At 64.2% G+C, this 25994-nt stretch carries 23 protein-coding genes, 1 pseudogene and 1 riboswitch; of the genes and pseudogenes, 16 read left to right on the forward strand and 8 right to left on the reverse strand.

The features are described from left to right. The first annotated feature begins 1 nt into the window (after position 1). Positions 2–778: a cobalt-precorrin-6A reductase gene (locus FJ977_RS30595; RefSeq protein WP_140775912.1), complete on the forward strand. Its 777-nt coding sequence runs from the start codon at positions 2–4 to the stop codon at positions 776–778. On the opposite strand, the gene FJ977_RS30600 is transcribed toward FJ977_RS30595, so the two are convergent. The 8 genes from FJ977_RS30600 to FJ977_RS30635 all read right to left on the reverse strand — a co-directional run bounded on the left by FJ977_RS30600 (position 742) and on the right by FJ977_RS30635 (position 10779). Next, entirely contained in the window at positions 742–1506 is a 765-nt protein-coding gene (locus FJ977_RS30600) for a precorrin-3B C(17)-methyltransferase (protein ID WP_140775913.1), read from the reverse strand. The two genes, FJ977_RS30595 and FJ977_RS30600, sit on opposite strands and share 37 nt — an antisense overlap. Then, on the reverse strand, positions 1503–2261 hold the full coding sequence (locus tag FJ977_RS30605) for a precorrin-2 C(20)-methyltransferase (RefSeq protein WP_140775914.1): 759 nt from the start codon (positions 2259–2261) through the stop codon (positions 1503–1505). The genes FJ977_RS30600 and FJ977_RS30605 overlap by 4 nt, the downstream gene beginning before the upstream one ends. Then, positions 2258–2890 (reverse strand): precorrin-8X methylmutase, encoded by a 633-nt coding sequence (locus FJ977_RS30610; RefSeq protein ID WP_140775915.1) that lies wholly within the window; start codon positions 2888–2890, stop codon positions 2258–2260. Before FJ977_RS30610 ends, FJ977_RS30605 begins: the two co-directional genes overlap by 4 nt. 2 nt (positions 2891–2892) lie before the next feature. Next, a complete protein-coding gene (gene cobG, locus FJ977_RS30615) occupies positions 2893–4365 on the reverse strand; it encodes a precorrin-3B synthase (protein WP_140775916.1) in 1473 nt (490 codons plus the stop codon). Next, positions 4362–7817: a cobaltochelatase subunit CobN gene (cobN, locus tag FJ977_RS30620; protein ID WP_140775917.1), complete on the reverse strand. Its 3456-nt coding sequence runs from the start codon at positions 7815–7817 to the stop codon at positions 4362–4364. The genes cobG and cobN overlap by 4 nt, the downstream gene beginning before the upstream one ends. 19 nt (positions 7818–7836) lie before the next feature. Further along, positions 7837–8874, reverse strand: a complete 1038-nt coding sequence (gene cobW, locus FJ977_RS30625) for a cobalamin biosynthesis protein CobW (protein WP_140775918.1) — start codon at positions 8872–8874, stop codon at positions 7837–7839. A gap of 2 nt (positions 8875–8876) precedes the next feature. Beyond that, on the reverse strand, positions 8877–9305 hold the full coding sequence (locus tag FJ977_RS30630) for a DUF1636 family protein (protein ID WP_140775919.1): 429 nt from the start codon (positions 9303–9305) through the stop codon (positions 8877–8879). Positions 9306–9344: 39 nt separating this feature from the next. Further along, positions 9345–9550, reverse strand: a riboswitch (cobalamin riboswitch). Positions 9551–9579: 29 nt separating this feature from the next. Then, complete coding sequence (locus FJ977_RS30635) at positions 9580–10779, reverse strand: winged helix-turn-helix domain-containing protein (RefSeq protein ID WP_140775920.1); 1200 nt, start codon at positions 10777–10779, stop codon at positions 9580–9582. Between the two features lie 389 nt (positions 10780–11168). Here FJ977_RS30635 and FJ977_RS30640 point away from each other — a divergent pair, with 389 nt between their 5' ends. The 15 genes and pseudogenes from FJ977_RS30640 (at position 11169) to FJ977_RS30710 (ending at position 25990) form a co-directional block, all read left to right on the forward strand. Beyond that, positions 11169–11534 carry an NADH-quinone oxidoreductase subunit A gene (locus tag FJ977_RS30640; RefSeq protein WP_010910112.1) on the forward strand — a complete coding sequence of 122 codons (366 nt, stop codon included), beginning with the start codon at positions 11169–11171 and terminating at the stop codon, positions 11532–11534. Next, on the forward strand, positions 11525–12106 hold the full coding sequence (locus tag FJ977_RS30645) for an NADH-quinone oxidoreductase subunit B (RefSeq protein WP_015317338.1): 582 nt from the start codon (positions 11525–11527) through the stop codon (positions 12104–12106). Before FJ977_RS30640 ends, FJ977_RS30645 begins: the two co-directional genes overlap by 10 nt. Positions 12107–12110: 4 nt before the next feature. Then, complete coding sequence (locus FJ977_RS30650) at positions 12111–12713, forward strand: NADH-quinone oxidoreductase subunit C (protein ID WP_140775921.1); 603 nt, start codon at positions 12111–12113, stop codon at positions 12711–12713. An 85-nt stretch (positions 12714–12798) separates the two neighbouring features. Next, positions 12799–13123: pseudogene (locus FJ977_RS30655) on the forward strand (four helix bundle protein). 66 nt (positions 13124–13189) lie between these two features. After that, entirely contained in the window at positions 13190–14380 is a 1191-nt protein-coding gene (locus FJ977_RS30660; RefSeq protein ID WP_140775922.1) for an NADH-quinone oxidoreductase subunit D, read from the forward strand. Then, on the forward strand, positions 14381–15661 hold the full coding sequence (locus tag FJ977_RS30665; protein ID WP_140775923.1) for an NADH-quinone oxidoreductase subunit E: 1281 nt from the start codon (positions 14381–14383) through the stop codon (positions 15659–15661). A 10-nt stretch (positions 15662–15671) separates the two neighbouring features. Next, positions 15672–16976: an NADH-quinone oxidoreductase subunit NuoF gene (gene nuoF / locus FJ977_RS30670; RefSeq protein WP_140775924.1), complete on the forward strand. Its 1305-nt coding sequence runs from the start codon at positions 15672–15674 to the stop codon at positions 16974–16976. Between the two features lie 76 nt (positions 16977–17052). Next, positions 17053–17748 (forward strand): NADH-ubiquinone dehydrogenase, encoded by a 696-nt coding sequence (locus FJ977_RS30675; RefSeq protein WP_140775925.1) that lies wholly within the window; start codon positions 17053–17055, stop codon positions 17746–17748. Positions 17749–17821: 73 nt separating this feature from the next. Next, on the forward strand, positions 17822–19903 hold the full coding sequence (nuoG, locus tag FJ977_RS30680; protein ID WP_140775926.1) for an NADH-quinone oxidoreductase subunit NuoG: 2082 nt from the start codon (positions 17822–17824) through the stop codon (positions 19901–19903). Between the two features lie 2 nt (positions 19904–19905). Next, a complete protein-coding gene (gene nuoH, locus FJ977_RS30685; protein ID WP_140775927.1) occupies positions 19906–20949 on the forward strand; it encodes an NADH-quinone oxidoreductase subunit NuoH in 1044 nt (347 codons plus the stop codon). Beyond that, positions 20949–21440 (forward strand): NADH-quinone oxidoreductase subunit NuoI, encoded by a 492-nt coding sequence (gene nuoI / locus FJ977_RS30690; RefSeq protein ID WP_140775928.1) that lies wholly within the window; start codon positions 20949–20951, stop codon positions 21438–21440. The genes nuoH and nuoI overlap by 1 nt, the downstream gene beginning before the upstream one ends. Positions 21441–21570: 130 nt before the next feature. Further along, the gene (locus FJ977_RS30695) at positions 21571–22191 is read left to right on the forward strand and encodes an NADH-quinone oxidoreductase subunit J (protein ID WP_056572873.1); all 621 of its coding nucleotides are present in this window, start codon (positions 21571–21573) and stop codon (positions 22189–22191) included. A gap of 1 nt (position 22192) precedes the next feature. Beyond that, on the forward strand, positions 22193–22501 hold the full coding sequence (gene nuoK / locus FJ977_RS30700; protein ID WP_019858930.1) for an NADH-quinone oxidoreductase subunit NuoK: 309 nt from the start codon (positions 22193–22195) through the stop codon (positions 22499–22501). 10 nt (positions 22502–22511) lie between these two features. Further along, positions 22512–24485, forward strand: coding sequence for an NADH-quinone oxidoreductase subunit L (gene nuoL / locus FJ977_RS30705; protein ID WP_140775929.1), 1974 nt, complete (start codon positions 22512–22514; stop codon positions 24483–24485). Next, entirely contained in the window at positions 24485–25990 is a 1506-nt protein-coding gene (locus tag FJ977_RS30710) for an NADH-quinone oxidoreductase subunit M (RefSeq protein WP_140775930.1), read from the forward strand. The genes nuoL and FJ977_RS30710 overlap by 1 nt, the downstream gene beginning before the upstream one ends. Positions 25991–25994 lie beyond the last annotated feature (4 nt).

Consider the following 25994-nt stretch of genomic DNA (forward strand, 5'->3'; position numbering starts at 1 on the left):
GATGACCCACCGTATCCTGATCCTCGGCGGCACCACGGAAGCCCGGCAACTGGCCGGAAAGCTGGCGGTACGCGCTTCGGTCACGCTGTCGCTGGCTGGTCGCACCGAAAGCCCGGCCGCGCAAGGCGTGCCGGTGCGCAGCGGCGGCTTTGGCGGCGCCGAGGGTCTGGCCGCCTATCTCAAGGAGACAAGCACCGACCTGCTGATCGACGCCACGCATCCCTATGCGGCGCGAATCTCCGCCAATGCCGCGCAAGCGGCGCGAGCGACCGGCGTACAGATCCTGGCTCTGCGCCGTCCGGGCTGGGAGCCCATCGAAGGCGACCGCTGGACTGAGGTCGATAGCGTCACCGATGCCGTGCGAGCGCTTGGACCGGCACCGCGCCGCGCCTTCCTGGCGCTTGGCCGGCAAGAGGTCGCGGCCTTCGAAACCGCCCCCCAGCACCATTACCTCATCCGCAGCGTCGATCCGGTCGAGCCGAAGCTCGCCGTGCCCGACGCTGATTACCTGCTGGCGCGCGGCCCGTTCCGCGAAGCTGACGAGCGCGCGCTGCTGGAGAGACACAGCATCGATGTCGTGGTGTCCAAGAACAGCGGCGGCGCCGCCACCTACGGCAAGATTGCCGCCGCGCAGGCGCTTGGTGTCGAGGTGATCATGATCCGCAGGCCAATGTTGCCGGAGGTGCCTTCGGCTGAAACCGTCGAAGCGCTGGCCGCGATTGTCAACCAATTCGGGGCCGATCATTTTGCCGAACCTGATGCCGAACGCGGCGTGTAGACCAGCGCCGGCTTGTCTGCGCGCTTGATGATCCGGGTTTCCGGCGACCCGATGATGATGCAGGTCGCCATGTCTGCCTTTTGCGCGTCGACGTCGGCCAGCAGATAAACCTCGATGCGCTCGTCCGGACGGCCGGCGGCGCGGCCGAAAATGACCGGCGTGGTGCCGGGCAGGATCGCGGTCAGGCATTCGAAGGCGCGGCCAAGCTGCCAGGGGCGCGCCTTGCTGATGGGGTTGTAGAGCGCGATGACGAAACCTGCGCCGGCGGCAGCAAGCAGGCGCAGTTCGATCAGGTCCCACGGCTTCAGATTGTCGGACAGCGAGATGGCGCAGAAATCATGGCCGAGCGGTGCGCCGATGCGGGCGGCGACCGCCAGCATGGCGGTGACGCCGGGCACCACGGCAACGTCGACAGCCCGCCATTCAGCCGGGCCGGCCTCGATCGCCTCGCAAACCGCGGCCGCCATGGCAAAGACGCCGGGATCGCCGCCGGAAACCACGGCGACGTCGTGGCCTTCGGCGGCCTTGATCAAGGCGTCCTTGGAGCGGGCGAGTTCCTCGCGGTTGTCGGAGGCGACACGGATCTGATCCGGGCGCAGGTCCAGCCGGTCGAGATAAGGTTTGTAGCCGTAAAAGAACTTCGCTTCAGCGACGGCGCGGCTTGCTTGCGGCGTGACCTGATCGGCATTGCCGGGCCCGAGGCCGATGACGGTGAGGCGGCCGCTCATGCCTGTGCTCCCAATGCACCCGGCCGGCCGGACCAGCCAGCGACCAGCACGATGGCGAAATAGGGGGCCTTGTCGTCCTGCTTGTCGGCGAGCTTCATCGAAACGCTGCCGGCCATGGTGCCGCGCTCGACATAGACGGCGCGCGTCAGCTTGCCGGTGGCTTCGAGCGCCCGCCTGATCTTGGGCAGGTTGCGGCCGACCTTCATGATGACGGCGGCATCGGTGTCGGCCAGCCGACGCGTCAGCTCAAACTCGCTCATCGTGCCGGGCAAAACCGTCAGCACGTCGTCGCCCTGGACGATCGGCACACCGGTCTGCGACCAACAGCCGGACATTGCGGTGACGCCTGGAATGACCTCGGTCGGGAAGCGATGGGCGAGGCGGACATGCAGGTGCATATAGGAGCCGTAGAACAGCGGGTCGCCCTCGGACAACACGGCAACCATCCTGCCGGCTTCGAGGTGTTCGGCGACCTTTTCGGCCGACTCCTCGTAGAAACCGGTGATCTGCGAGCGGTAATCGTCGTGATCCTTGTCGATCTCGGTGGTTACGGGATAGAGCAACGGCAGTTCCAGCATGTCCGGCCGGAAGCGCGCCTCGACGATGGCGCGCGCATTGCTGTTGTTGCCGCGCTTGGCGAAATAGGCGACGACATCGGCCTCGGCCAGCGCGCGCGCGGCTTTCAGCGTCAACAGTTCTGGATCGCCGGGACCGGTGCCGACGCCGACAAGCCTTCCTTTGGCAAACGCGTTCACAGGCCGGGCCTCGCCAATGAATTGAGCGCGGCGGCGGTCATGGCGCTGCCGCCAAGCCGGCCGCGCACGATGGCATAGGGCACGCCATAAGAATTCTCGGCCAACGCATCCTTGGATTCGGCGGCACCGACGAAGCCGACCGGCATGCCGATGATGGCCGCCGGCTTCGGCGCGCCGTCGCGCAATTTTTCCAGGAGATAGAACAGTGCGGTAGGCGCATTGCCGATGGCGACCACCGAACCGGCCATGCGCTCGCCCCACAGGTCGATGGCAGCGGCCGAGCGGGTGTTGCCGATCTCTTTGGCGATGTCGTGCGTGCGCGGGTCGCGCAGCGTACAGATCACCTCGTTGCCGGCCGGCAGCCGGGCGCGGGTGACACCATGCGAGACCATTTCGGCATCGCAGAAGATCGGCGCGCCGGCGGCAAGCGCCTTGCGCGCAGCGGTGACGAAGTCAGGCGAGAAAACGAAATGGCTTGATGCTTCGACCTGGCCGCAGGCATGGATCATGCGGATGGCGACATCGGCCTCGGCTTCGGAAAAGCGCGAGAGGTTGGCCTCGGCGCGAATGATGGCGAAGGAGCGCTCGTAGATCGCCGTGCCGTCGTGGATGTAGTCGTAGGCGGCCATGCTCATTTCCGTTTTTTAGTTTGGGCCTGTCGGTAAGTCTCGGCGATTGCCGCCGGCCCGAGCCTTGTCAGGCAAGCAGCGGCGGTCTCGCCCTGAAATCGTGCGCTGCGGATCATCGCCGCGACGCGACTGAAGCCGCGCGCGGCGTCATAGCCCGGCCTGTAGCCGGCAGGAAGAGCCTTTGCCGTCGCGTTCACGACAAGTCCGGCTCCATTTTCGCCGCCGACGATTGAGAGCGCCGCCGGGCCGGGATGCGCACAGCCCTTGGCGCAGCCGGAAATGTGCAGCGTGAAGTCGAGAATATCCGCATTTTCGGTGGCGATCGTCTCGGCGATGTCACGCGTGGCGATGCGGCCGGAGGCGCAGGCCGGCGTGCCGGGGCAGGCGGCGATGCGGGTGCGCGGATCGGTGGGGGAGGTGGCGAAGCCGAGGGCGGCGGCTGTTTGCTGTAGGCTTGTGCAAGCAGCGTCTGGCTGGCCAACGAAGAACAGGGCGCGGCCCGGTGCGAGACGGATTTCGGTGGTGCCGAGAGCGATTTTCGCGAGGGCGATGATTTTGTCAGCAGGCATGCTGCCGTAGGGAAGAGCGATGCCGAGGGCGAGAGTGTCACCGGCCAAAGGGAAAAGGCCGATAGGTCTGCGCGAGGCGCCCCCCTCTGTCCTGCCGGACATCTCCCCCACTAGGGGGGAGATTGGCAGTTCCAGCGCTGGCCTTCCCTTTTCAGCCGTAGAAATTGGCGAAGGCGAGCGTGAATGAGCAATCTCCCCCCTAGTGGGGGAGATGTCCGGCAGGACAGAGGGGGGCGCCGTAGAATGCCAGCCTGCGAGAGACACCAACTGCCGCTCCGACAAATCCCTCGCATGTGCCTCACGGCCCTTTTCGGCGACCATCCTGAGTGCCGCGACGGCTATGTCTCTCGCGGCATCCGCGTCGACCTTTGCCAATGCTTTCGCGTTTAGGCCGTCTCCGGCAACCGATACACTCCAAAAGATGTCGTTGTCGGCTCGCACGGCCTTCAGCCTGATATCGGCTGTCACCGCATCCATCGCCAGTTGTCCGCCGCCATCGACAATCACCGAAACCTTCGGCCCCAGCCTCGTCGTCAGCCCTGCCTCTTCAATTGCCATCCTGATCCGCTCAGCCAAAGGCCTGGGATCGGCTACCTCTTGAGGGTCGATACCCGCCAGCGGTCCTGTTTCCACCGGCACGCCGGTCCGCACCGCAATGCCCAGCGCATCGACCTCCGCCGCCAGCAGCGCGGCGCTCTCCGCTGTCAGCCCACGTATCTGCAAGCTGCCGCGCGCTGTCACTTCCATGATGCCGTTGCCATGCCGCAGGGCGGATTCGGCCAGCCCGATCAAAAGCTTCGGTGATAGTCCTCCTGCGACAGGATTAAGCCGCACCAACAGCCCATCGCCGGTCTGCATCGGTGCCGACAGGGCCGGACAGGCGCCCCGGCGCGAGAAGGCGTTCATGCCGCCACTCCCAGCGCCTCGGCTTCGGCAATCAGCGCGGCGAGATCGTCGTCGATGGAATTGCGCAGGGGATGCCAGAGGCCGCGCCGTCGCGCCGAGAGAAAACGCTCGGCGATGATTTTCGCGGCGGCCGGGTTTTCGCGCAGGATGAAGGCCCGAACTTCCTCGTCGCCGACATAGGCGTCGTGTACGGCCTCGATCAGCGCGCCCGAAATGGCATGGGTGGTCTCGGCGAAGCCGACCAGCCGGTCGACAGTCTCGGCGAATTCGGAGGCGCCGCGCGGGCCGTGCCGCATCTGTCCGGCAATGAAACGCGCGTTGACGGCGCGGGCGCGTACCACGCGCGAGACGGCCGCGCCGACCGAACGCGGCTTCGGCTTTTGCGGGTCCGTCGTGTCGAGGACGATGACGTCGGCATTCCGGCCAAGTGCTGCAAGTGCTGCCGAAAAGCCGCCGATGAAGGCGACGTCGGCGGAGCCTTCGAGAATGTCGCGGCCGGGGTCGTCGCCGGTGTGGACCAGAAGATCGGCTTCGGCGATGCGGGTTTCGAACGCGCCGGGCGCCGAGATGCCTTCGCCGCCGGCACCGCCATAGGCATGCGAGGTGGCGTCGAGATAGGCGCGGCCGATTTCTTCGCGCGCCGCCCAGTCGCCGCTCGAGAGGAGATTCTCGACGCCGGCGCCATAAGTGCCGGGCGAGGTACCGAAGATGCGCGGGCTGATCTTGCCGTCGGCTCGGGTCCGGGCCGCGAGCGGGTTTTCCGAATCCTCTTCGTCGCGCGCGGCGACGGCATTGGCGGCGGCATCGATCAGCGCGATCTGGGTCGGGAACATGTCGCGGAACAGGCCCGATATGCGCCAGGTGACATCGACGCGCGGGCGGCCGAGCGTTGCCGGAGGCAGCACTTCGATGCCGGTGATGCGGCCGGTGGCGGCATCCCATTGCGGCCGGCAGCCCATCAGTGCCAGGCCTTGCGCGATTTCCTCGCCGCCGGTGCGCAGCGAGGCCGAGCCCCAGAGGTCTATCACCAGAGAGCGCGGCCAGTCGCCATGTGACTGGAGGTAGCCGCGCACGACCTCTTCCGCCGCCGCCTTGCCCAGATCATAAGCGGTCGGTGTCGGCATCGTGCGTGGATCCGACGTGAACAGGTTGCGGCCGGTGGGCAGCACGTCGGAACGTCCGCGCGCGGGCGCGCCGGCCGGCCCGGCCTTGACGTGACGGCCATCGAGCGCGGCGAGCAGCGCCGACCTTTCAGCCTCGGCACTTTGGCGGCGCATGGCGTCGGACTCATCGTCGGGCGCGCGGCCGTAGATATGCAACCCGTCCTTGATGGCGAAGTCCTTGAGGTCGCAGAGCCAGGTGTCGATGCGGCGTAGCGCCTCGTCGGGCGCGTCGGTCCTGGCGACACCGGCTTCCGAGGCAAGGCCGGTTTTTTGCGCCGTGTCGACGATCAGTTTTGCCAGGCGGTCGCGGCGGCGACGGTCGAGGCCGTCCGCCTGGGCATATTCGTCAACCAGGCGTTCGAGCTTGTGCTGGTCTTCGTCCAGTCCCGCGCCGGTCAGCGGCGGCGGCAGATGGCCAAGCGTGACGGCGGCGATGCGCCGCTTGGCCTGCGCCGCTTCGCCTGGGTTGGAGACGATGAAGGGATAGATGACAGGCAAGGGACCGGTGACGATCTCGGGAAAGCAGCTTTGCGAGAGTGCAACCGTCTTGCCCGGCAACCATTCCAGCGTGCCGTGCGCACCGACATGGATGAGCGCGTGGACGCCGAGGGATTTGCGAAGCCACAGGCCAAACGCGATCAGGGCGTGACGGGGGGGGAGCGTTGGATCGTGGTAGTCGGCGCGGCGGTCGGCGGAGCGGCCACGGTCGGGGGCGAGGGCTACGGTGATGTTGCCGAAGGTCGCGGCGCGGAAGGGGAAGTGTTTTTTGCCTGTCTCGTATTCCGCTTTTCCCCAGGCCGCTTCAACGGCAGTCATTGCCTCAACCGGCAACTCCTTGGAGAAGCCGAAATAGTCCTCCAGCCCCAACCCCTGACCGCCCGCATCCAACAAATCCAGCAGCGTACGCGGCGTTTGCGGAATCCCCTCAACCACATAACCCTGCTCCTTCAGGTCATGCAGCATCGCCAGCACGCTCGACGGTACATCGAGGCCGACGGCATAGCCGGTTCGGCCCGGTGCGCTTGGATAGTCCGGGATCAGGATGACAAGCTTGCGCTCGGCGCGTGGTGTCTCCTGCAGCTTGATGAAGGCCACCACGCGGTCCGCCACCTGCACTACGCGATCCGGCTCCGGCCGGTTGGCGAAGGCGCGATGGCCAAGTGCCGGATCGACATCGCTTTCGCCCTTGAAGGAAATGGCGCCGGCGAGGATGCGGCCGTCCAGTTCTGGCAGCACGACATGCATGGCGAGGTCGGCGGGCGCCAGGCCGCGCTGGTTGTTTTTCCAGACGTCGCGGCGTGTGGTGGCGACGATGACCTGGAAGACGGGCACGCCGGCACGGTCGAACAGGGTTTCGACGCCGGGTTCGGCACCGGAGGCGAAGGCGGTCGCGGTGATGATGGCGGCGGGTTTCAGCGCGGCGAACGCGGTTTCCACAAAGGCGAGTGACGCCGGCTCTTTCAGGCTGGAGACGAAGATGGGGACCGGGAGCATGCCGCGTTGGCGCAGTGCTTCAAAAAGGGCATCAATCGGCGCGACATCGGCGGCGAGAAGCATTGAGCGATAGAAGAGGATCGGCACCACCTTTCCTTCCCCCTCGAGGGGAGGGTGGCCCGCAGGGCCGGCTGGGGTCGGGACCACCAGATGTGGCGTTTCTTTGAGTCGGCGCGTTTCGGAGAGGACCCCACCCCCGGCCTGCGGCCGGACCCACCCCTCGAGGGGGAGGGGGACGACGCCGCGGTTCGGCTCGTAGTAGCCAGCCTTCGGGACCGCGACTGGCTCAACAATGTCTGCCTGCGACCCCGCCAGCCGCGCCAGCCTCTGCACCAGCGCGCTCATATTGGCCGGGCCGCCCTCGCGAAAATAGCCGAGCAGCGCGTCCAATTCCTGGCGCGGCAGCGTCGAGGCTTCGATCAGCCTGAGGTCCTCGTCATGGCTTTCGCCGGGGAGCAGCGCGAGTTTAATGCCGCGTTCGCGGGCAATCGAGGCAAGCTGGTCGCAGCCATAGCGCCACCAGTCATAGCCGCCGAGGATGCGCACCAGGATGATCTTGGCGTGGCGGGCGACGCTGTCGATCCAGAGGTCGACGGACATGGGATGGCGCAGGTCGCGCAGTGCCGCCAGCCGCATCGAGGGCAGGCGGCCGGCATCCGCCTTCCAGGCCGCGGCCAGGCCGGCAAGGTCGCTGTCGGTGAAGGACAGGGCCACGATATCCGCCGGCGTCTGCCGCAGATCGACCGGCTCGGCGAGATCGTCGAGCGAGGCGGAGGTCGTGGTGAGGATATGCATCGCGGTCCGTGTCTGAAAATCAGCCGGCGAGTATAGCCTCGATTGCCGGGCGGTTCAGCCCCTTGAGGCCGATGACGACGAGGCGCGAGCGGCGGTCGTCCTCGGCCGTCCAGGCGCGGTCATAGTAATGATTGACGCGCGGGCCGACGGCCTGCAGCAGGAGCCGCATCGGCTTGCCACCGACCTCGACGAAGCCTTTCACGCGCAGCACGTTTTCCTGTTCGGCGGCGGTGGCGACGCGCTTTGCCAGCTCGTCCGGATTGGCGATCGAGGGGATGTCGACGATGAAGGTGTCGAAGTCGTCATGCTCATGGTCGAACGCGCCGTCATGATGGGATTTGCGGTTCTCGATATCGTCCTCGACGGCGAGACCGAGGCCGAGCAGCACCGAGGGATCGACCTTGCCATGCGAGGTCGGCACGATCTTCACGGCGCGGGCCGAATGTTCGTTGACGATGGCATTGGCGCGGGCCGAGCCGGCGGCGTCCATCAGATCGCTCTTCGACAGGATGATCAGGTCCGCGCAGGCGATCTGGTCCTCGAACACTTCCTCGACCGGGTCGTCATGGTCAAGGCTCTCATCCCCGGCGCGCTGCGCCTGCAGGGCGTCCATATCGTTGGCGACGCGGCCTTCGGCAAGTGCGGGACCATCGACCACGGCGATGACGCCATCGACCGTGACACGGCTCTTCACCGTCGGCCACTGAAAAGCCTGGACCAGCGGCTTGGGCAGGGCCAGGCCCGAGGTTTCGATCAGGATGTGGTCGACCTTCGGCGTCAACGACAGGATCTGGTCGAGCGCCGGCACGAAATCGTCGGCCACGGTGCAGCAGATGCAGCCATTGGCCAGTTCGACGATATTTTCCTCCGGGCAGGTGTCGATGCCGCAGCCCTTCAAAATCTCGCCGTCAATGCCGATGTCGCCGAACTCGTTGACGATGATGGCGATACGCTTGCCGCCGGCGTTTTCCAGGAGATGGCGGACCAGCGTCGTCTTGCCGGCGCCGAGGAAGCCGGTGACGACGGTGCAGGGGACGCGGGATACGGAAGCGCTCATGATCAGTCCTTCAGCATGTCGAGGGGAGGGATGCGGGCAACAAGGCCGCGCTTGAGGGAATCGGGGCGGCCGCGCCACGGGATGAGGCCGTCGGTCGAGGTGGCGAAGAGTTTGGCGCCGGTGACGAGGTCGGCGCCGCTGGCCACGGTCAGGTCGCCGAACACATAGCTCCAGCAGCCATCGCGCAGGATCGCGGCGCTCAGCCGGCGCTTGCAGTTGCCGAGACATTCCACCGTGCGGACGCGGATGTTGTCATCGGCTGCGGCGCGGCGCGTGTCCTCAGCCAACAGTTCTCCGGCGCGGGGATGGGCGTCGGAACCGGTCTCGTCGCGACAGGAGGCGCAGACGATGACCGTGACGCCGGCCAAGGCTTCGCTGTCGGCGGACGAATTGTCCGCTGTGCCAGCCGAAAAACTGCTGTTCTGGTCCAAAAAGCCGGGCTCCTTGCCCGGAAACCCGCCGGGCGATCGGATTCTCTTGTCGCAGACGGCAGGTCTCCTGGCTCGCGGGTCATCGCCTTGGGTGCCGCCTTCCCGGGAAACTCCCAGTGGCTTTCGGCCTTGGCTCTTCGCTTACAGTTGCGGGGACAGCCGCGGATTTGAGATCGAAATCCCGCACCGCATTCCCTCTTAGCCCCTGCCGTTGCGGGCAAGGGACCGTCTGGACGGGATTTAGGCTTTTGCAGGCAGCGGTGTCAACGCACGGCTACGACACGGCGATGTCGGCCAGCGCCGGACCCAGATCGCCTGCCGGAGTCACGTCCATGCGTTCAAGGCCAAGCCAGCCCTGCATCTGCTTCAATTCCTCGAAGAGCTGAGCGGCGGTTTCAGGCGGCGCGCCGGTCTCGGGGTAGGCGGCATGGACGCGCAGGACGCTCGCCGGCCGGTCCGCCTTGAGGTCGACGCGCGCGACGATCCGGTCGCCGAGCAGGAAGGGGAGGACGTAATAGCCGTATTGGCGCTTTTCAGCCGGTGTGTAGATTTCGATCCGGTAGTGGAAATCGAACAGCCGCTCCGAGCGCGAGCGCTCGAAGACGACTGGATCGAAGGGCGCCAGCAAAGCACGCGCCTCGATTTTCCGGGGCAGGCGCGCGTCCTTGTGAAGGTAGGCCGGCTTGTCCCAGCCTTCGACGCGTACCGGCAGCAATTCGCCCGACTCGACCAGTTCCTCCAGCCGACCCTTCATGTCGGCCGGCGACAGCCGGAAATAGTCGCGCAGGTCGCCCGATGTCGCCACGCCATGGGCGCGGGCCGAGATGCGCAGCAATTCGCGGTGTGCATCCTCGGCCGGGGGCACCGGCAGGTCGAGGATCGCCTGCGGCAGCACGCGCTCCGGCAGATCGTAGAAGCGCTCGAAGCCGCGGCGGTGCGCCGTGGTGATGCGCCCGGCCCAGAACAGCCATTCGAAGGCGTGCTTGGCATGGCTCCAGCCCCACCAGCCCCCGGAGCCTTTCTGGCCTTCGAGCGCCGAAGCCGCGATCGGGCCGCGCTCGACGACCGCGCGGTAGATGTCTTCTATATAGGCGGCGTGTTCGCGGCCCCATTTGGCCAGTCCCAGATACATTTCATCGCCTTGCTCGGCTCGCTGCATGCGCCAGCGCATCAGCGGGTAGGTCTCGACCGGCAGGAACGAGGCCTCGTGCGCCCAGTATTCGAAGACAGTGCGCTTGCGCGTCACGGCGGCATTGTCGAGCAGCGTGAGCGGGTAGGGGCCCAGGCGCGAATAGAGCGGCATATAATGAGCACGCACCACCGCACTGACGGAATCGATCTGCAGCAGGCCGGTGCGGGAGAGCACACGGGCGAAATGGCGGCGGTCAGGTGTGCCATTTGGGCGCGGATCGAGAAACCCTTGAGCGGCGAGTGCAATGCGGCGGGCGGCGGCAAGCGAGATTTTTTCCTTCATGCAGGCATCACTCTGAGGGGCTTCGGCTGTGGGTCGGGTCTTTGTCTGGGCAAGTTCTTGTCGCAAAACCGGGGTCCACTTTTGCGGAACCTGCGTGGTGATTCCAACCCATGCTAGCAGGGTTTTGGCGGCAACCATGTCAGGAGAGAAAAGTGGAGTAAAAAGCGAAGGAAATCAAACAGGAGCGGATCGGACCAGTTTCTCCGGATATGCCGTCCAGGTCGGCGTTTTGAACAAGGTTTGACTTGCTTCGCTGGAAGTGCTGCGCTAACCCTCGCCGCGTTGCAGCATAGGCCCCTTAAAACGGTTCAGCGGTTAAACTGTCACGCTTCCGCATTAAGGTCCGGTGCTGTAATCAAAGTGGATTGGCGCCAACGGAAAGCCGCTGCATGAACGCACTTCTCAGTTCGTACCTGCCTATCGTCCTGTTCATAGGCGTGGCACTGGTCGTCGGCCTGGCGCTGCTGGCCGCCCCGTTCCTGGTGGCCTACCGCAATCCCGATCCCGAAAAGCTTTCCGCCTACGAGTGCGGTTTCAATTCGTTCGACGATGCCCGCATGAAATTCGACATCCGTTTCTACCTGGTGTCGATCCTGTTCATCATCTTCGACCTGGAAGTGGCCTTCCTGTTCCCCTGGGCCGTGTCCTTCTCGAAGATCGGCATGCTCGGTTTCTGGTCGATGATGGTGTTTTTGGCAGTGCTGACCATCGGCTTTGCCTATGAATGGAAAAAAGGAGCGCTGGAATGGGATTGAACGACAGTTCAGGCACCCTCGTCGCGCCGAAGCCGAAGGGCATTATCGATCCCAACACCGGCAGGCCGGTGGGGGAGGACGATCCCTTCTTCCTCGAGATCAACAATGAGCTTGCCGACAAGGGCTTTCTGGTCACCTCGACCGAGGCGCTGATCACCTGGGCGCGCTCGGGCTCGCTGATGTTCATGACCTTTGGTCTGGCGTGCTGCGCGGTCGAGATGATCCACACCTCGATGCCGCGCTACGACTCGGAGCGGTTCGGTGTCGCGCCGCGCGCGTCTCCGCGCCAGTCCGACATCATGATCGTCGCCGGCACGCTGACCAACAAGATGGCGCCGGCGCTGCGCAAGGTCTACGACCAGATGCCGGAGCCTCGCTACGTCATCTCGATGGGCTCCTGCGCCAATGGCGGCGGCTACTACCACTATTCCTATTCGGTGGTGCGCGGCTGCGACCGCGTCGTGCCTGTCGACATCTATGTGCCCGGCTGCCCGCCGAGCGCCGAAGCTTTGCTCTACGGCATTCTTCTCCTGCAGAAGAAAATCCGCCGCACCGGCACGATCGAACGGTAAATCCATGGCCGCATCCCTGAGCGAACTGTCGACCTATCTCGGCGAAAAGCTGATCGGTCGCGTCAACGACGCGGTGCTCGCCTATGGCGAGCTCACCATCCATGTCGAGCCGCGCGACCTCATCGAAGTGGTGACCTTCCTGCGCGACGATGCGCGCTGCCAGTTCATCTCGATCATCGATGTCTGTGGGGCCGATTATCCGTCGCGGGCCAAGCGCTTCGACGTCGTCTACCACCTGTTGTCGCCGAAGCAGAATGTGCGCATCCGCGTCAAGGTGCAGGCCGACGAGGAGACGATGGTGCCGTCGATCACCGGCGTCTATCCCGGCGCCGACTGGTTCGAGCGCGAGACCTACGATCTCTATGGCGTGCTGTTCTCGGGCCATCCCGATTTGCGCCGCCTGTTGACCGACTACGGTTTCGAAGGCCATCCGCTGCGCAAGGATTTCCCGCTGACCGGCTTTGTCGAGGTGCGTTACGACGACGAAGCCAAGCGGGTCATCTACGAGCCTGTGGAATTGAAGCAGGAATTCCGCAATTTCGATTTTCTTTCCCCTTGGGAAGGCACGGATTACGTGCTGCCCGGGGACGAAAAAGCGAAACAGTGAGTAGGGAAGTAGTGAGTAGTCAGTAGGGAAAGAATTGGAGCAACGGATCGAATCTTATCGCGACTTGAAGGTGTGGCAATCGGCGATGACGCTCGCCGAAGATTGTTACCGCTTCACCAAAGAGTTTCCGAGGGATGAGATTTACGGCATGACCTCTCAGATGCGCCGATCAGCAGTTTCGATCGCGGCGAACATCGCAGAGGGATACGGTCGGGAAAACAGAGGGTCGTTCATTCAATTTTTGCGCGTGGCGCAAGGCTCGTTGAAGGAACTGGAAACGCACACTGCTGGCATGCCGGGTTGGCTTGCTGCGAAAAGACAATGAGACTGAGCTGCTGCTGCGATGCGAAGAGATTGGAAAAATGATGAGATCTCTTATCCGAACGGTGCAGGCCAAGCAGGCGGAATGAAGCAGGCATTGAGATTGATGATCACTACTCACTACTCACTACTGACTCTTCGCCAGAGGCGCCACAATGGCTGAGACCTCCGTCCGCAATTTCAACATCAATTTTGGACCTCAACACCCTGCGGCGCATGGTGTTTTGAGGTTGGTTCTCGAGCTGGACGGCGAAGTCGTCGATCGCGTCGATCCGCATATCGGGCTCTTGCATCGCGGCACGGAGAAGCTGATCGAGGCCAAGACCTATCTGCAGGCTGTGCCCTATCTCGACCGGCTCGATTATTGCGCGCCGATGAACCAGGAACATGCCTTCGCTCTTGCCGCCGAGCGCCTGCTCGGCATCGAGGTGCCGAAGCGCGGCCAGCTGATCCGCGTGCTCTATTGCGAAATCGGCCGCATCATGTCGCACATCCTCAATGTGACGACGCAGGCCATGGACGTCGGCGCGCTGACGCCGCCGCTGTGGGGTTTCGTCGAGCGCGAAAAGCTGATGGTGTTCTATGAGCGCGCCTCCGGCTCGCGCATGCATGCCGCCTATTTCCGCCCCGGCGGCGTCCACCAGGACCTGCCGCGTCAGCTGGTCGAGGACATCGGCAAGTGGATCGACCCGTTCCTGAAGTCGATCGATGATCTCGACAAGTTGCTGACCGGCAACCGCATCTTCAAGCAGCGCAATGTCGATATCGGCATTGTTTCGCTGGCCGATGCCTGGGCCTGGGGCTTTTCGGGCGTCATGGTGCGTGGTTCGGGCGCGGCATGGGACCTGCGCAAGTCGCAGCCCTACGAATGCTATTCGGAAATGGACTTCGACATTCCGATCGGCAAGAACGGCGACTGCTACGACCGTTATCTCGTGCGCATGGAAGAAATGCGCCAGTCGGCCCGTATCATGCGCCAGTGCGTCGATCTCTTGCTCGGCAAGGAAAGCACCGGACCGGTGTCGAATCTCGACGGCAAGGTCGTGCCGCCCAAGCGCGCGGCAATGAAGCGCTCGATGGAAGCGCTGATCCACCACTTCAAGCTCTACACCGAGGGCTATCGCGTTCCGGCCGGCGAAGTCTACGCGGCCGTCGAGGCGCCGAAGGGCGAGTTCGGCGTCTATCTGGTCTCCGACGGCTCCAACAAGCCTTATCGCTGCAAGCTGCGCGCGCCCGGCTTCGCGCATTTGCAGGCCATGGATTTCCTCTGCCGCGGCCACATGCTGGCCGACGTCACCGCCGTTCTCGGCTCCCTCGACATCGTGTTTGGTGAGGTCGATCGCTAAATGTCAGTCCGCCGTCTCGCAGAAGCCAGCGTCCAGCCAGCGTCCTTCGCCTTCAACAAGGCGAACACCGCAGCTGCGAAGCAATGGATCAAGAAGTACCCGAAGGGCCGTGAGCAGTCGGCGATCATTCCCCTGCTGATGATAGCGCAGGAGCAGGAAGGCTGGGTCACCAAGGCGGCGATCGAGACGATCTCGGACATGCTCGGCATGCCCCGCATCCGCGGGCTCGAGGTCGCGACCTTCTACACGCAGTACCAGCTCAATCCGGTCGGCACGCGTGCTCATATCCAGGTCTGCGGCACCACGCCCTGCATGCTGCGCGGCTCGGAAGCGCTGATGGATGTCTGCCGCTCCCGGATCCATCACGACCAGTTCCATACCAACGACCAGGGCACCTTGTCGTGGGAAGAGGTCGAGTGCCTCGGCGCCTGCGTCAACGCACCGATGGTGATGATCTTCAAGGACACGTTCGAGGATCTGACACCGGAACGGCTGGCCGAAATCATCGATCTTTACGATGCGGGCAAGGGCGCTTCGGTGGCGCCCGGGCCGCAGAATGGCCGCACCGGCTCGGAGCCGGCTTCTGGTCTGACAACGCTGAAGAGCGAAAAGGCGATCCTCAAGTCGACCCGTGACAGGGAGGCGAGGGAGGCCGCAAAGGCCGCCAAGGCGGCACCCGACGCGATCATTGCCGAGCCCGTTCCGGCACCCGCTGCCGCGCCCGTCGCGCCGTCCAATGCCAGCAAGCCGAAGACCGACGCGCCCGAAACCAGCCCGGCCTTGAAGACGCCTTCGGCGACCAAGGTGGCGCCTGCGGCGGAGAAGGCGGCGAGCGTTTCGGCGCCGCTGCATTCGGCCGCCAACGCCAACAAGGCAGCGCCCGAAGTCGAGCAGGTTGCCAAGCAGCGCAACGGGCCGAAGGCCAAGGCCGAGCCGGCCGCAGCCTTCAAGGCGCCGGAAGCCAAGGCGCCAGCGGCCAAGCCGGCGAAACCGTCGCTGGACGACAAGAACCGTCCGGCCGGTATCGACAGGCCGGCCGCGGTTGACGATCTCAAGCTGATCTCCGGCGTCGGCCCGAAGATCGAGGGGATCCTGCATACGCTGGGCATCTTCACCTTCGCGCAGGTCGCATCGTGGAAGAAGGCGGAGCGCGAGTGGGTGGACGGCTATCTTTCCTTCCACGGCCGCATCGACCGCGACGACTGGGTCAAGCAGGCCAAGGCACTCGCCAAGGGCGGCGTCGCCGAATACATCCGCGTTTTCGGCAAGAAGCCGGTCTGAGGGACGAAAAATGCTTCAGGACAAAGACCGCATCTTCACCAACATCTACGGCCTCTTCGACAAGTCGCTGGCCGGCGCGATGGCGCGCGGCGCCTGGGACAACACGCCCGGCATCGTCGCCAAGGGACGCGAATGGATCGTCAACGAGATGAAGGCGTCCGGCCTGCGCGGCCGTGGCGGCGCCGGCTTCCCGACGGGCCTCAAATGGTCGTTCATGCCCAAGCAGAGCGACGGCCGGCCGAGCTATCTCGTCATCAATGCCGACGAATCCGAGCCCGGTACCTGCAAGGACCGCGACATCCTGCGCAACGACCCGCACACGCTGGTCGAGGGGGCGCTGCTGGCCGGCTTCGCCATGGGCGCGATCGCGGCCTACATCTATGTGCGCGGCGAGTTCATCCGCGAGCGCGAGGCGCTGCAGCGGGCCATCGAGGAGGCCTATGAGGCCAAGCTGATCGGCAAGAACAACACATCCGGCTACGACTTCGACGTCTACATGCATCATGGCGCCGGCGCCTATATCTGCGGCGAGGAAACCGCGCTGCTGGAAAGCCTCGAAGGCAAGAAGGGCCAGCCCAGGCTGAAGCCGCCATTCCCGGCCAATGTCGGCCTCTATGGCTGCCCGACCACCGTCAACAACGTCGAATCGATCGCAGTGGCGCCGACCATCCTGCGCCGGGGCGCGGCCTGGTTCTCGTCCTTCGGCCGGCCCAACAATGTCGGCACCAAGCTGTTTTGCATCTCCGGCCACGTCAACAATCCGTGCACCGTCGAAGAGGCGATGTCGATCCCGTTCCGCGAGCTGATCGAGACGCATTGCGGCGGCATTCGCGGCGGCTGGGACAATCTCCTGGCGGTCATTCCCGGCGGCGCCTCGGTGCCGCTGGTGCCGGCCGAGCAGATCATCGACACGCCGATGGATTTCGATGCGCTGCGCGACCTCAAATCCGGCCTCGGCACGGCCGCCGTCATCGTCATGGACAAGTCGACCGACGTCGTGAAGGCGATCGCGCGCCTGTCCTACTTCTACAAGCACGAGAGCTGCGGCCAGTGCACGCCGTGCCGCGAAGGCACCGGCTGGATGTGGCGCGTGATGGAGCGGCTGGTGCGTGGCGAGGCGCAGAAGCGCGAGATCGACATGCTGCTCGACGTCACCAAGCAGGTCGAGGGCCACACGATCTGCGCGCTGGGCGACGCCGCCGCGTGGCCGATCCAGGGCCTGATGCGGCATTTCCGCGGCGAGGTGGAGCGGCGCATCGACGAGTTTTCGCGCAACGCGCACCGGGCCGAGCCAGTGATGGTGGCGGCGGAATAGAATTTGTGACTGCGGGCGAGAGCCCGAAGCGAGAATAACGGGGCGGGGCGAACGAAGAAACGACCAGGAGAATTCTATGGCGCCGTATTCGACACCCAACCCATTGATGCCCAATTTGGACCAGCTCGAGAAGATGAACCAGGACCTGACCAGGATGATGCCGAAGGAGATGGCCAGCGCCGTCAACCTTTTCGTGCACCCTGTCGCGGGTGCGGCGGCCATGTCGGCGCTCGGCATCGGGCTCGCCAACCATGCGTTCGGCGTCTGGATGGGCGCGCTCTCGGGAGCCGCCGAGGCATCACAGCGGCTCATGCAGCCGCTGATCGAGGATTTCGAGGCACGCATCGAACAGTTCGAGGACGCGAACTCGTCGTCCATCAAGGCGCGGGCGACGGCGAAGACGATGATTGCCGAGGCGCAGTCCTTCGCGCAGGAGGTCACCGACATCGCCGCCAAGGAAGCCGCCACCACGGCGCCGGCGGTGAATGCCGCTCCGGCAGCCGGCGAGGCCGCGGATGTGCTGCTGCCCGAAGATTTCAGGCAGCCCAAGACCATGGACAGGCCTGCGAAACCGTCCAACCTCAAGGCGATATCGGGCATCGGCCCGAAGCTGGAGAAGGTGCTGAACGGGCTTGGCATCTGGACATATGCCCAGATCGCCGCCTGGTCGCCGCAAGAGATCGCCTGGGTCGACGACTATCTGTCGTTCAACGGCCGCATCGGCCGCGACGACTGGACTGTCCAGGCGGCGGCGCTGGCCGCGAAGAAGTGAATGAAATGTCGGGCGCTGCGTCTGTCGCGCCCGGAAAATGAGATTGCGGGAAATCCGCAGGGGTTTGAAGCGAATGGCAAAGCTCAAGGTCGACGGGAAAGAGATCACTGTACCCGACCACTACACGCTGCTGCAGGCGGCGGAAGACGCGGGCGCGGAAGTGCCGCGCTTCTGCTTCCACGAGCGGCTGTCGATCGCCGGCAATTGCCGCATGTGCCTGATCGAGGTGAAAGGCGGACCGCCCAAGCCGCAGGCCTCCTGCGCCATGGGCGTGCGCGACCTGCGCCCCGGCCCCAATGGCGAGCCGCCGGAAATCTTCACCAACACGCCGATGGTCAAGAAGGCCCGGGAAGGCGTGATGGAATTCCTGCTGATCAATCATCCGCTGGACTGCCCGATCTGCGACCAGGGCGGCGAGTGCGACCTGCAGGACCAGGCGATGGCATTCGGCGTCGATTCCTCGCGCTATCACGAGAACAAGCGCGCGGTCGAAGACAAGTATATCGGCCCGCTGGTCAAGACGGTGATGAACCGCTGCATCCATTGCACGCGCTGCGTCCGCTTCACCACCGAGGTTGCCGGCATTTCCGAGCTCGGCCTGATCGGCCGCGGCGAGGACGCCGAAATCACCACCTATCTCGAACAGGCGATGACCTCGGAACTGCAGGGCAATGTCATCGATCTCTGCCCGGTCGGCGCGCTGACTTCCAAGCCCTTCGCCTTCCAGGCGCGGCCGTGGGAGCTGACCAAGACCGAATCCATCGACGTGATGGATGCGGTCGGCTCGGCGATCCGCATCGATAGCCGTGGCCGCGAAGTGATGCGCATCCTGCCGCGTATCAACGAGCAGGTGAACGAGGAGTGGATTTCCGACAAGACCCGCTTCATCTGGGACGGCCTGCGCACGCAGCGCCTCGACCGCCCTTATGTGCGCAAGGACGGCAGACTGGTTCCGGCAAGCTGGGCAGACGCGTTCGCGGCGATCAAGGATGCGGTATCGAAGACGACGCCCGAGAAGATCGGTGCCATTGCCGGCGATCTCGCGGCGGTCGAAGAGATCTACGCCCTGAAGCTCTTGATGGCTTCGCTCGGCTCGAAGAACATCGACTGCCGCCAGGATGGCGCCGCGCTCGACCCGTCGCTCGGACGCGCCAGCTATATCTTCAACCCGACCATCGAGGGCATCGAGCAGGCCGACGCGGTGCTGATCATCGGCGCCAATCCGCGCTTCGAAGCCTCGGTGCTCAATGCCCGCATCCGCAAGCGCTGGCGGGTGGGCAATCTGCCGGTCGGCGTCATCGGCGATGTCGGCGACACGCGCTATGACTATGAATTGCTGGGTGCCGGTCCGGATTCTCTCAAGGATCTGGCCGACGGCAATGGCAAGTTCTTCCAGACGCTGAAGAAGGCGACGCACCCGCTGATCATCGTGGGCCAGGGCGCACTGGCGCGCGCCGACGGCGCGGCCGTGCTCGGCCAGGCAGCCAAGCTCGCCGCGGCGGTCAATGCCGCTCGCGCCGACTGGAACGGCTTTGCCGTGCTGCACAATGCGGCAGCCAGAGTCGGCGGCCTCGATCTCGGCTTCGTGCCTGGCGAGGGCGGCAAGGACGTTGCCGGCATGCTGGGCGAAACGGACGTGCTGTTCCTGCTCGGTGCCGACGAGATCGACATGGGCAAGACCGGCGGCGCCTTCGTCGTCTACATCGGTACGCATGGTGATGCCGGCGCGCACCGCGCCAATGTCATCCTGCCGGCCGCGGCCTACACCGAAAAGTCGGCCACCTACGTCAACACCGAAGGGCGCGTGCAGCAGACCAACCGCGCCGGCTTCGCGCCGGGCGACGCGCGCGAGGACTGGGCGATCCTGCGGGCACTGTCCGACGTTCTGGGCAAGAAACTGCCGTTCGATTCGCTGCCGCAACTGCGGGCGAAGCTCTACGGCGAATACCCGCATCTGGCCCGCATCGACCAGGTCGCGGCCGGCAATGCCGAGGACGTCGCCGGCGTGGCGAAGCTCGGCGGGCGGCTGAACAAGGGCACCTTCACGTCGCCGGTCAAGGATTTCTACCTGACCAACCCGATCGCGCGGGCATCGGCCGTGATGGCGGAATGCTCGGCACTGGCCAAGAGCGGCTTCAAGCAGGCGGCGGAATAAGCATGGACACCTTCTTCTCCTTCTACGTGCTGCCGGCGCTGATCATCCTGCTGAAGTCAGTGGTGCTGATCGTGATCTTGCTGGTCTTCGTCGCGTATATCCTCTACGCCGACCGCAAGATCTGGGCGGCGGTGCAGCTGCGCCGTGGCCCGAACGTGGTCGGCCCCTGGGGCACGCTGCAGGCTTTCGCCGATCTGTTGAAATTCGTCTTCAAGGAACCGGTCATCCCGTCAGGCGCCAACAAGGGCGTGTTCCTTTTGGCGCCGCTGGTGTCGGCCGTGCTGGCGATCTCGGCCTGGGCGGTCATTCCGGTTAACCAGGGCTGGGCGATCGCCAACGTCAATGTCGGCATCCTCTATGTCTTCGCCATCTCCTCGCTCGAGGTCTACGGCGTGATCATGGGCGGCTGGGCGTCCAACTCGAAATATCCGTTCCTCGGTGCACTGCGTTCGGCAGCGCAGATGGTGTCCTACGAAGTCTCGATCGGCTTCGTCATCGTCACCGTGCTGCTTACGGCCGGCTCGCTCAACCTCAGCGATATCGTGCTGTCGCAGCAAGGTGGGCTTGGCACGCGGCTTGGCCTGCCCAACACCTTCCTCGACTGGAACTGGCTGGCTCTGTTCCCGATGTTCATCATCTTCTTCATCTCGGCGCTGGCCGAGACGAACCGGCCGCCCTTCGACCTGGTCGAAGCCGAATCGGAACTGGTCGCCGGCCACATGGTCGAATATTCGTCGACGCCGTTCCTGCTGTTCTTCCTCGGCGAGTATGTCGCCATCGTGCTGATGTGCGCGCTGGCCACCATCCTGTTCCTTGGCGGCTGGCTGCCTCCCTTCGACTTCGCGCCCTTCACCTGGGTGCCCGGCGTGATCTGGTTCGTGCTGAAGGTCTGTTTCGTGTTCTTCGGCATTTCGATGGTGAAGGCCTTCGTGCCGCGCTACCGCTACGACCAGCTGATGCGGCTGGGCTGGAAAGTGTTCCTGCCGATCTCGCTGTTCATGGTGGTCGCCACCGCAGCCTTCCTCAAGATCACGGGGTTTGCGTGATGTCCGCTCTCGGCCAAGCCGCCAAATCGCTGCTGCTGCAGGATTTCGTCAGTGCCTTCTTCCTGTCGATGCGCCAGTTCTTCGCGCCGAAGGAGACGATCAACTATCCCCACGAGAAGGGGCCGATCAGCCCGCGCTTCCGTGGCGAGCACGCGCTGCGCCGCTATCCCAATGGCGAGGAACGCTGCATCGCCTGCAAATTGTGCGAGGCGATCTGCCCGGCGCAGGCCATCACCATCGAGGCCGGCCCGCGCCGCAATGACGGCACGCGCCGCACGGTGCGCTACGACATCGACATGGTGAAGTGCATCTATTGCGGCTTCTGCCAGGAGGCCTGCCCGGTCGACGCCATCGTCGAGGGGCCGAATTTCGAGTTCGCGACGGAGACGCGCGAGGAACTCTACTACGACAAGGACAGGCTGCTGGCGAATGGCGACCGGTGGGAGCGCGAACTGGCGCGCAACATCTCGCTGGATGCGCCGTACCGCTGATATTTGACGCATGGACGGGGCGAGGGGCCTCGTCTAAGGACAACGCGGCTTCGATACCGGAGGCGGGACGAAGCCAGAGATAACAAACAGGACGAGTGTCCTGTTTGGACAGGAACCCGGGGGAACCCCAATGCTGAGTGGACTAGAGGCGGCCTTTTTCTACCTCTTCGCCTTTGTCGCCGTGGCCTCGGCGTTCATGGTCATTTCGTCGCGCAACCCCGTGCATTCGGTGCTGTTCCTGATCCTGACCTTCTTCAACGCCGCCGGCCTGTTCATGCTGACCGGTGCCGAGTTCCTGGCGATGATCCTGCTCGTCGTCTATGTCGGCGCGGTCATGGTGCTGTTCCTGTTCGTCGTCATGATGCTCGACGTCGATTTCGCCGAACTGAAGAGCGGCGCGCTGCAATATGCGCCGATCGGCGCCTTCGTCGGGCTGATCCTGGCGGCGGAACTCATCGTGGTTCTGGGCGGCTACACCTTCGCGCCGCAGCTCGCCTCGACGATCTCGAAACCCATTCCGGATCTCGCCACGCGCTCGAACACGGCCGCGCTCGGCGACATCCTCTATACCGACTACCTCTACTACTTCCAGATTTCGGGCCTCATCCTGCTGGTCGCCATGATCGGCGCCATCGTGCTGACGCTGCGCCACAAGGAAGGGGTCAAGCGGCAGTCGATCGCAGCCCAGGTCGGCCGCACGCCGGCCACCGGCATGGAAATCCGCAAGGTCAAGTCGGGCGAAGGAGTCTGAGATGGTCGTCGGCATCGCACATTATCTGACCGTATCGGCGATCCTGTTCACGCTCGGCGTGTTCGGTATCTTCCTGAACCGCAAGAACGTCATCGTCATCCTGATGTCGGTCGAACTGATCCTGCTTGCGGTCAACATCAATTTTGTCGCCTTCTCGGCGGCGCTCGGCGATCTGGTCGGCCAGGTGTTCGCACTGTTCGTGCTGACGGTCGCGGCGGCCGAGGCGGCAATCGGACTTGCCATTCTCGTCGTCTTCTTCCGCAACCGCGGCTCGATCGCGGTCGAAGACGTGAACATGATGAAGGGTTGACGGAACCACCATGTATCAGGCCATCGTCTTCCTTCCACTGCTCGGCTTCCTGATCGTCGGCCTGTTCGGCACGTCGCTCGGCGCCAAGGCGTCCGAATACATCACCTCCGGCTTCCTGGTGATTTCGGCTGTTCTGTCGTGGGTTGCCTTCTTCAGCGTCGGCTTCGGCCATGGCGAGGTGTTCACCGTGCCGGTGCTGCACTGGATCCAGTCCGGCGGGCTGGACGTTTCCTGGGCGCTGCGCATCGACACGCTGACGGTGGTGATGCTGGTGGTGGTCAACACCGTGTCGGCGCTGGTTCACATCTATTCGATCGGCTACATGCACCACGATCCGAACCGGCCGCGCTTCTTCGCCTATCTGTCGCTGTTCACCTTCGCCATGCTGATGCTGGTGACGGCGGACAATCTGGTGCAGATGTTCTTCGGCTGGGAAGGGGTGGGCCTGGCGTCCTACCTGCTGATCGGCTTCTGGTACAAGAAGCCGTCGGCCAATGCTGCGGCCATCAAGGCCTTCGTCGTCAACCGCGTCGGCGATTTCGGCTTCGCGCTCGGCATTTTCGGCGTCTTCGTGCTGTTCGGCTCGGTCAATCTCGGCACGATCTTCGCCAATGCGGCGACATTCATTCCGGCTGAAGGCGCCCCGCAAGGTGCTGCCGTGCTGACCTTCCTCGGCCATGCGCTGGACAAGCAGTCGGCAATGACCGTCGTCTGCCTGCTCCTGTTCATGGGCGCCATGGGCAAGTCGGCGCAAGTGCCGCTGCACACCTGGCTGCCGGACGCCATGGAAGGCCCGACGCCGGTCTCAGCGCTGATCCACGCTGCCACCATGGTGACGGCGGGCGTGTTCATGCTGGCGCGGCTGTCGCCGCTGTTCGAATTGTCGCATTCGGCGCTGACTGTGGTGACCTTCATCGGCGCCTTCACCGCCTTCTTCGCGGCGACCGTCGGCCTGGTCCAGAACGACATCAAGCGCGTCATCGCCTATTCGACCTGCTCGCAGCTCGGCTACATGTTCGTTGCGCTCGGCGTCGGCGCCTATGGGGCGGCGATCTTCCACCTGTTCACGCATGCCTTCTTCAAGGCGCTGCTGTTCCTCGGTTCGGGCTCGGTCATCCACGCCGTCTCCGACGAGCAGGACATGCGCAAGATGGGCGGGCTGCGGTCGCTGATCCCGACAACCTACTGGATGATGGTGATCGGCACGCTGGCGCTGACCGGCGTCGGCATTCCGGTGACCGTCATCGGCACCGCCGGTTTCTTCTCCAAGGACGCCATCATCGAGAGCGCCTTTGCCGGCCACAATTCGGTCGCCGGCCTTGCCTTCGTGCTGCTGGTCATCGCCGCATGCTTCACCTCCTTCTATTCCTGGCGGCTGATCTTCATGACCTTCCACGGCAAGCCGCGGGCGAGCCATGAGGTGATGCACCACGTGCATGAATCGCCGCCGGTGATGCTGGTGCCGCTGTTCGTGCTGGCCGCCGGCGCGCTGTTTGCCGGCGTCATCTTCCACAATTCGTTTATCGGCGAAGGCTATGCCGAGTTCTGGAAGGCGTCGCTATTCACGCTGCCGGACAACCACATCCTGCACGAGATCCATGAATTGCCGCTGTGGGTCGAGCTCTCGCCCTTCATCGCCATGCTGATCGGTTTCGCGCTGGCCTGGAAGTTCTACATCCGCTCGCCGGAAATGCCCGTCAATCTCGCCGCTCGGCATCGCGGGCTCTACGCCTTCCTGCTCAACAAGTGGTATTTCGACGAGCTCTACGACTTCCTGTTCGTGCGGCCGGCCAAGCGCCTCGGCCATTTCCTGTGGAAGACCGGTGATGGCACCATCATCGATGGCCTGGGGCCGGACGGCATTTCGGCGCGCGTCGTCGATGTCACCAACCGCGTCGTCAAGCTGCAGACCGGCTACCTCTACCACTACGCCTTCGCCATGCTGATCGGCGTTGCCGCACTCGTCACCTGGATGATGCTCTGATGACCGCCTGGCCAATCCTCTCGCTGGTCACCTTCCTGCCGCTGGTTGGTGTGCTGCTGATCCTGTTCATCAACGATGACAGCGAAAACGCACGCCGCAACATCCGCGCCATTGCGCTGTTGACCACGACGTTCACGTTCATCATCTCGCTGTTCATCTGGACCGGCTTCGACAATTCGCAGGCGGGCTTCCAGTTCGTCGAAAAGGTCGCGTGGCTCGACTCCGGCATCTCCTACCACATGGGCGTCGACGGCATTTCGATGCTGTTCGTCATCCTGACGACCTTCCTGATGCCGCTCTGCATCCTGGCGTCGTGGGAATCGATCGAGAAGCGCGTCAAGGCCTACATGATCGCCTTCCTGCTGCTCGAGACGCTGATGATCGGCGTGTTCTGCGCGCTGGATATCGTGCTGTTCTACGTCTTTTTCGAAGCCGGCCTGATCCCGATGTTCATCATCATCGGCGTCTGGGGCGGCAAGCGTCGCGTCTACGCCTCGTTCAAGTTCTTCCTCTACACGCTCGCCGGCTCGGTGCTGATGCTGCTCGCCATCATGGCGATGTTCTATCAGTCCGGTACCACCGACATCCCGACGCTGTTGACCCACAACTTCCCGGCCAACATGCAGACCTGGCTATGGCTCGCCTTCTTCGCTTCCTTCGCGGTGAAGATGCCGATGTGGCCGGTGCATACCTGGCTGCCTGACGCCCACGTCGAGGCACCAACGGCCGGCTCGGTCATCCTGGCCGCCATCCTGCTGAAGATGGGCGGGTACGGCTTCCTGCGCTTCTCCTTGCCGATGTTCCCGCTGGCATCCGAAATGTTCGCGCCGCTGGTGTTCACGCTCTCCGTCGTCGCCATCATCTACACCTCGCTGGTGGCGCTGATGCAGGAGGACATGAAGAAGCTGATCGCCTATTCGTCGGTCGCCCATATGGGATTCGTCACCATGGGCATCTTCGCCATGAACCAGGAAGGCGTGCAGGGCGCGATCTTCCAGATGCTCAGCCACGGCCTCGTCTCGGGCGCGCTGTTCCTGTGCGTCGGCGTCATCTACGACCGCATGCACACGCGTGAGATCGCCGCCTATGGCGGCCTGGTCAACAACATGCCGAAATACGCCACCGTGTTCCTGATCTTCACCATGGCCAATGTCGGCCTGCCGGGCACCTCAGGCTTCGTCGGCGAGTTCCTGACCATGCTTGGCGTGTTCCGGGTCAACACCTGGGTGGCGTTCTTCGCCGCCACCGGCGTCATCCTGTCGGCGGCTTACGCGCTCTGGCTCTATCGCCGGGTGATCTTCGGCGCGCTGACCAAGGACAGCCTGAAGGGCCTGCTCGATCTGTCGCCGCGCGAGAAGTTCATCATCTACCCGCTGGTGGTGCTGGTCATCTTCTTCGGCGTCTATCCCGCTCCCGTCTTCGATGCGACGGCCCAATCGGTCAAGTCGCTCGTCACCAATGTCACCGCATCCATCGGCGCCGCGCAGACCGCGGCGGCGAACTGACCCA

This window comes from Mesorhizobium sp. B2-1-3A (assembly GCF_006442655.1).
GTDB lineage: Bacteria > Pseudomonadota > Alphaproteobacteria > Rhizobiales > Rhizobiaceae > Mesorhizobium.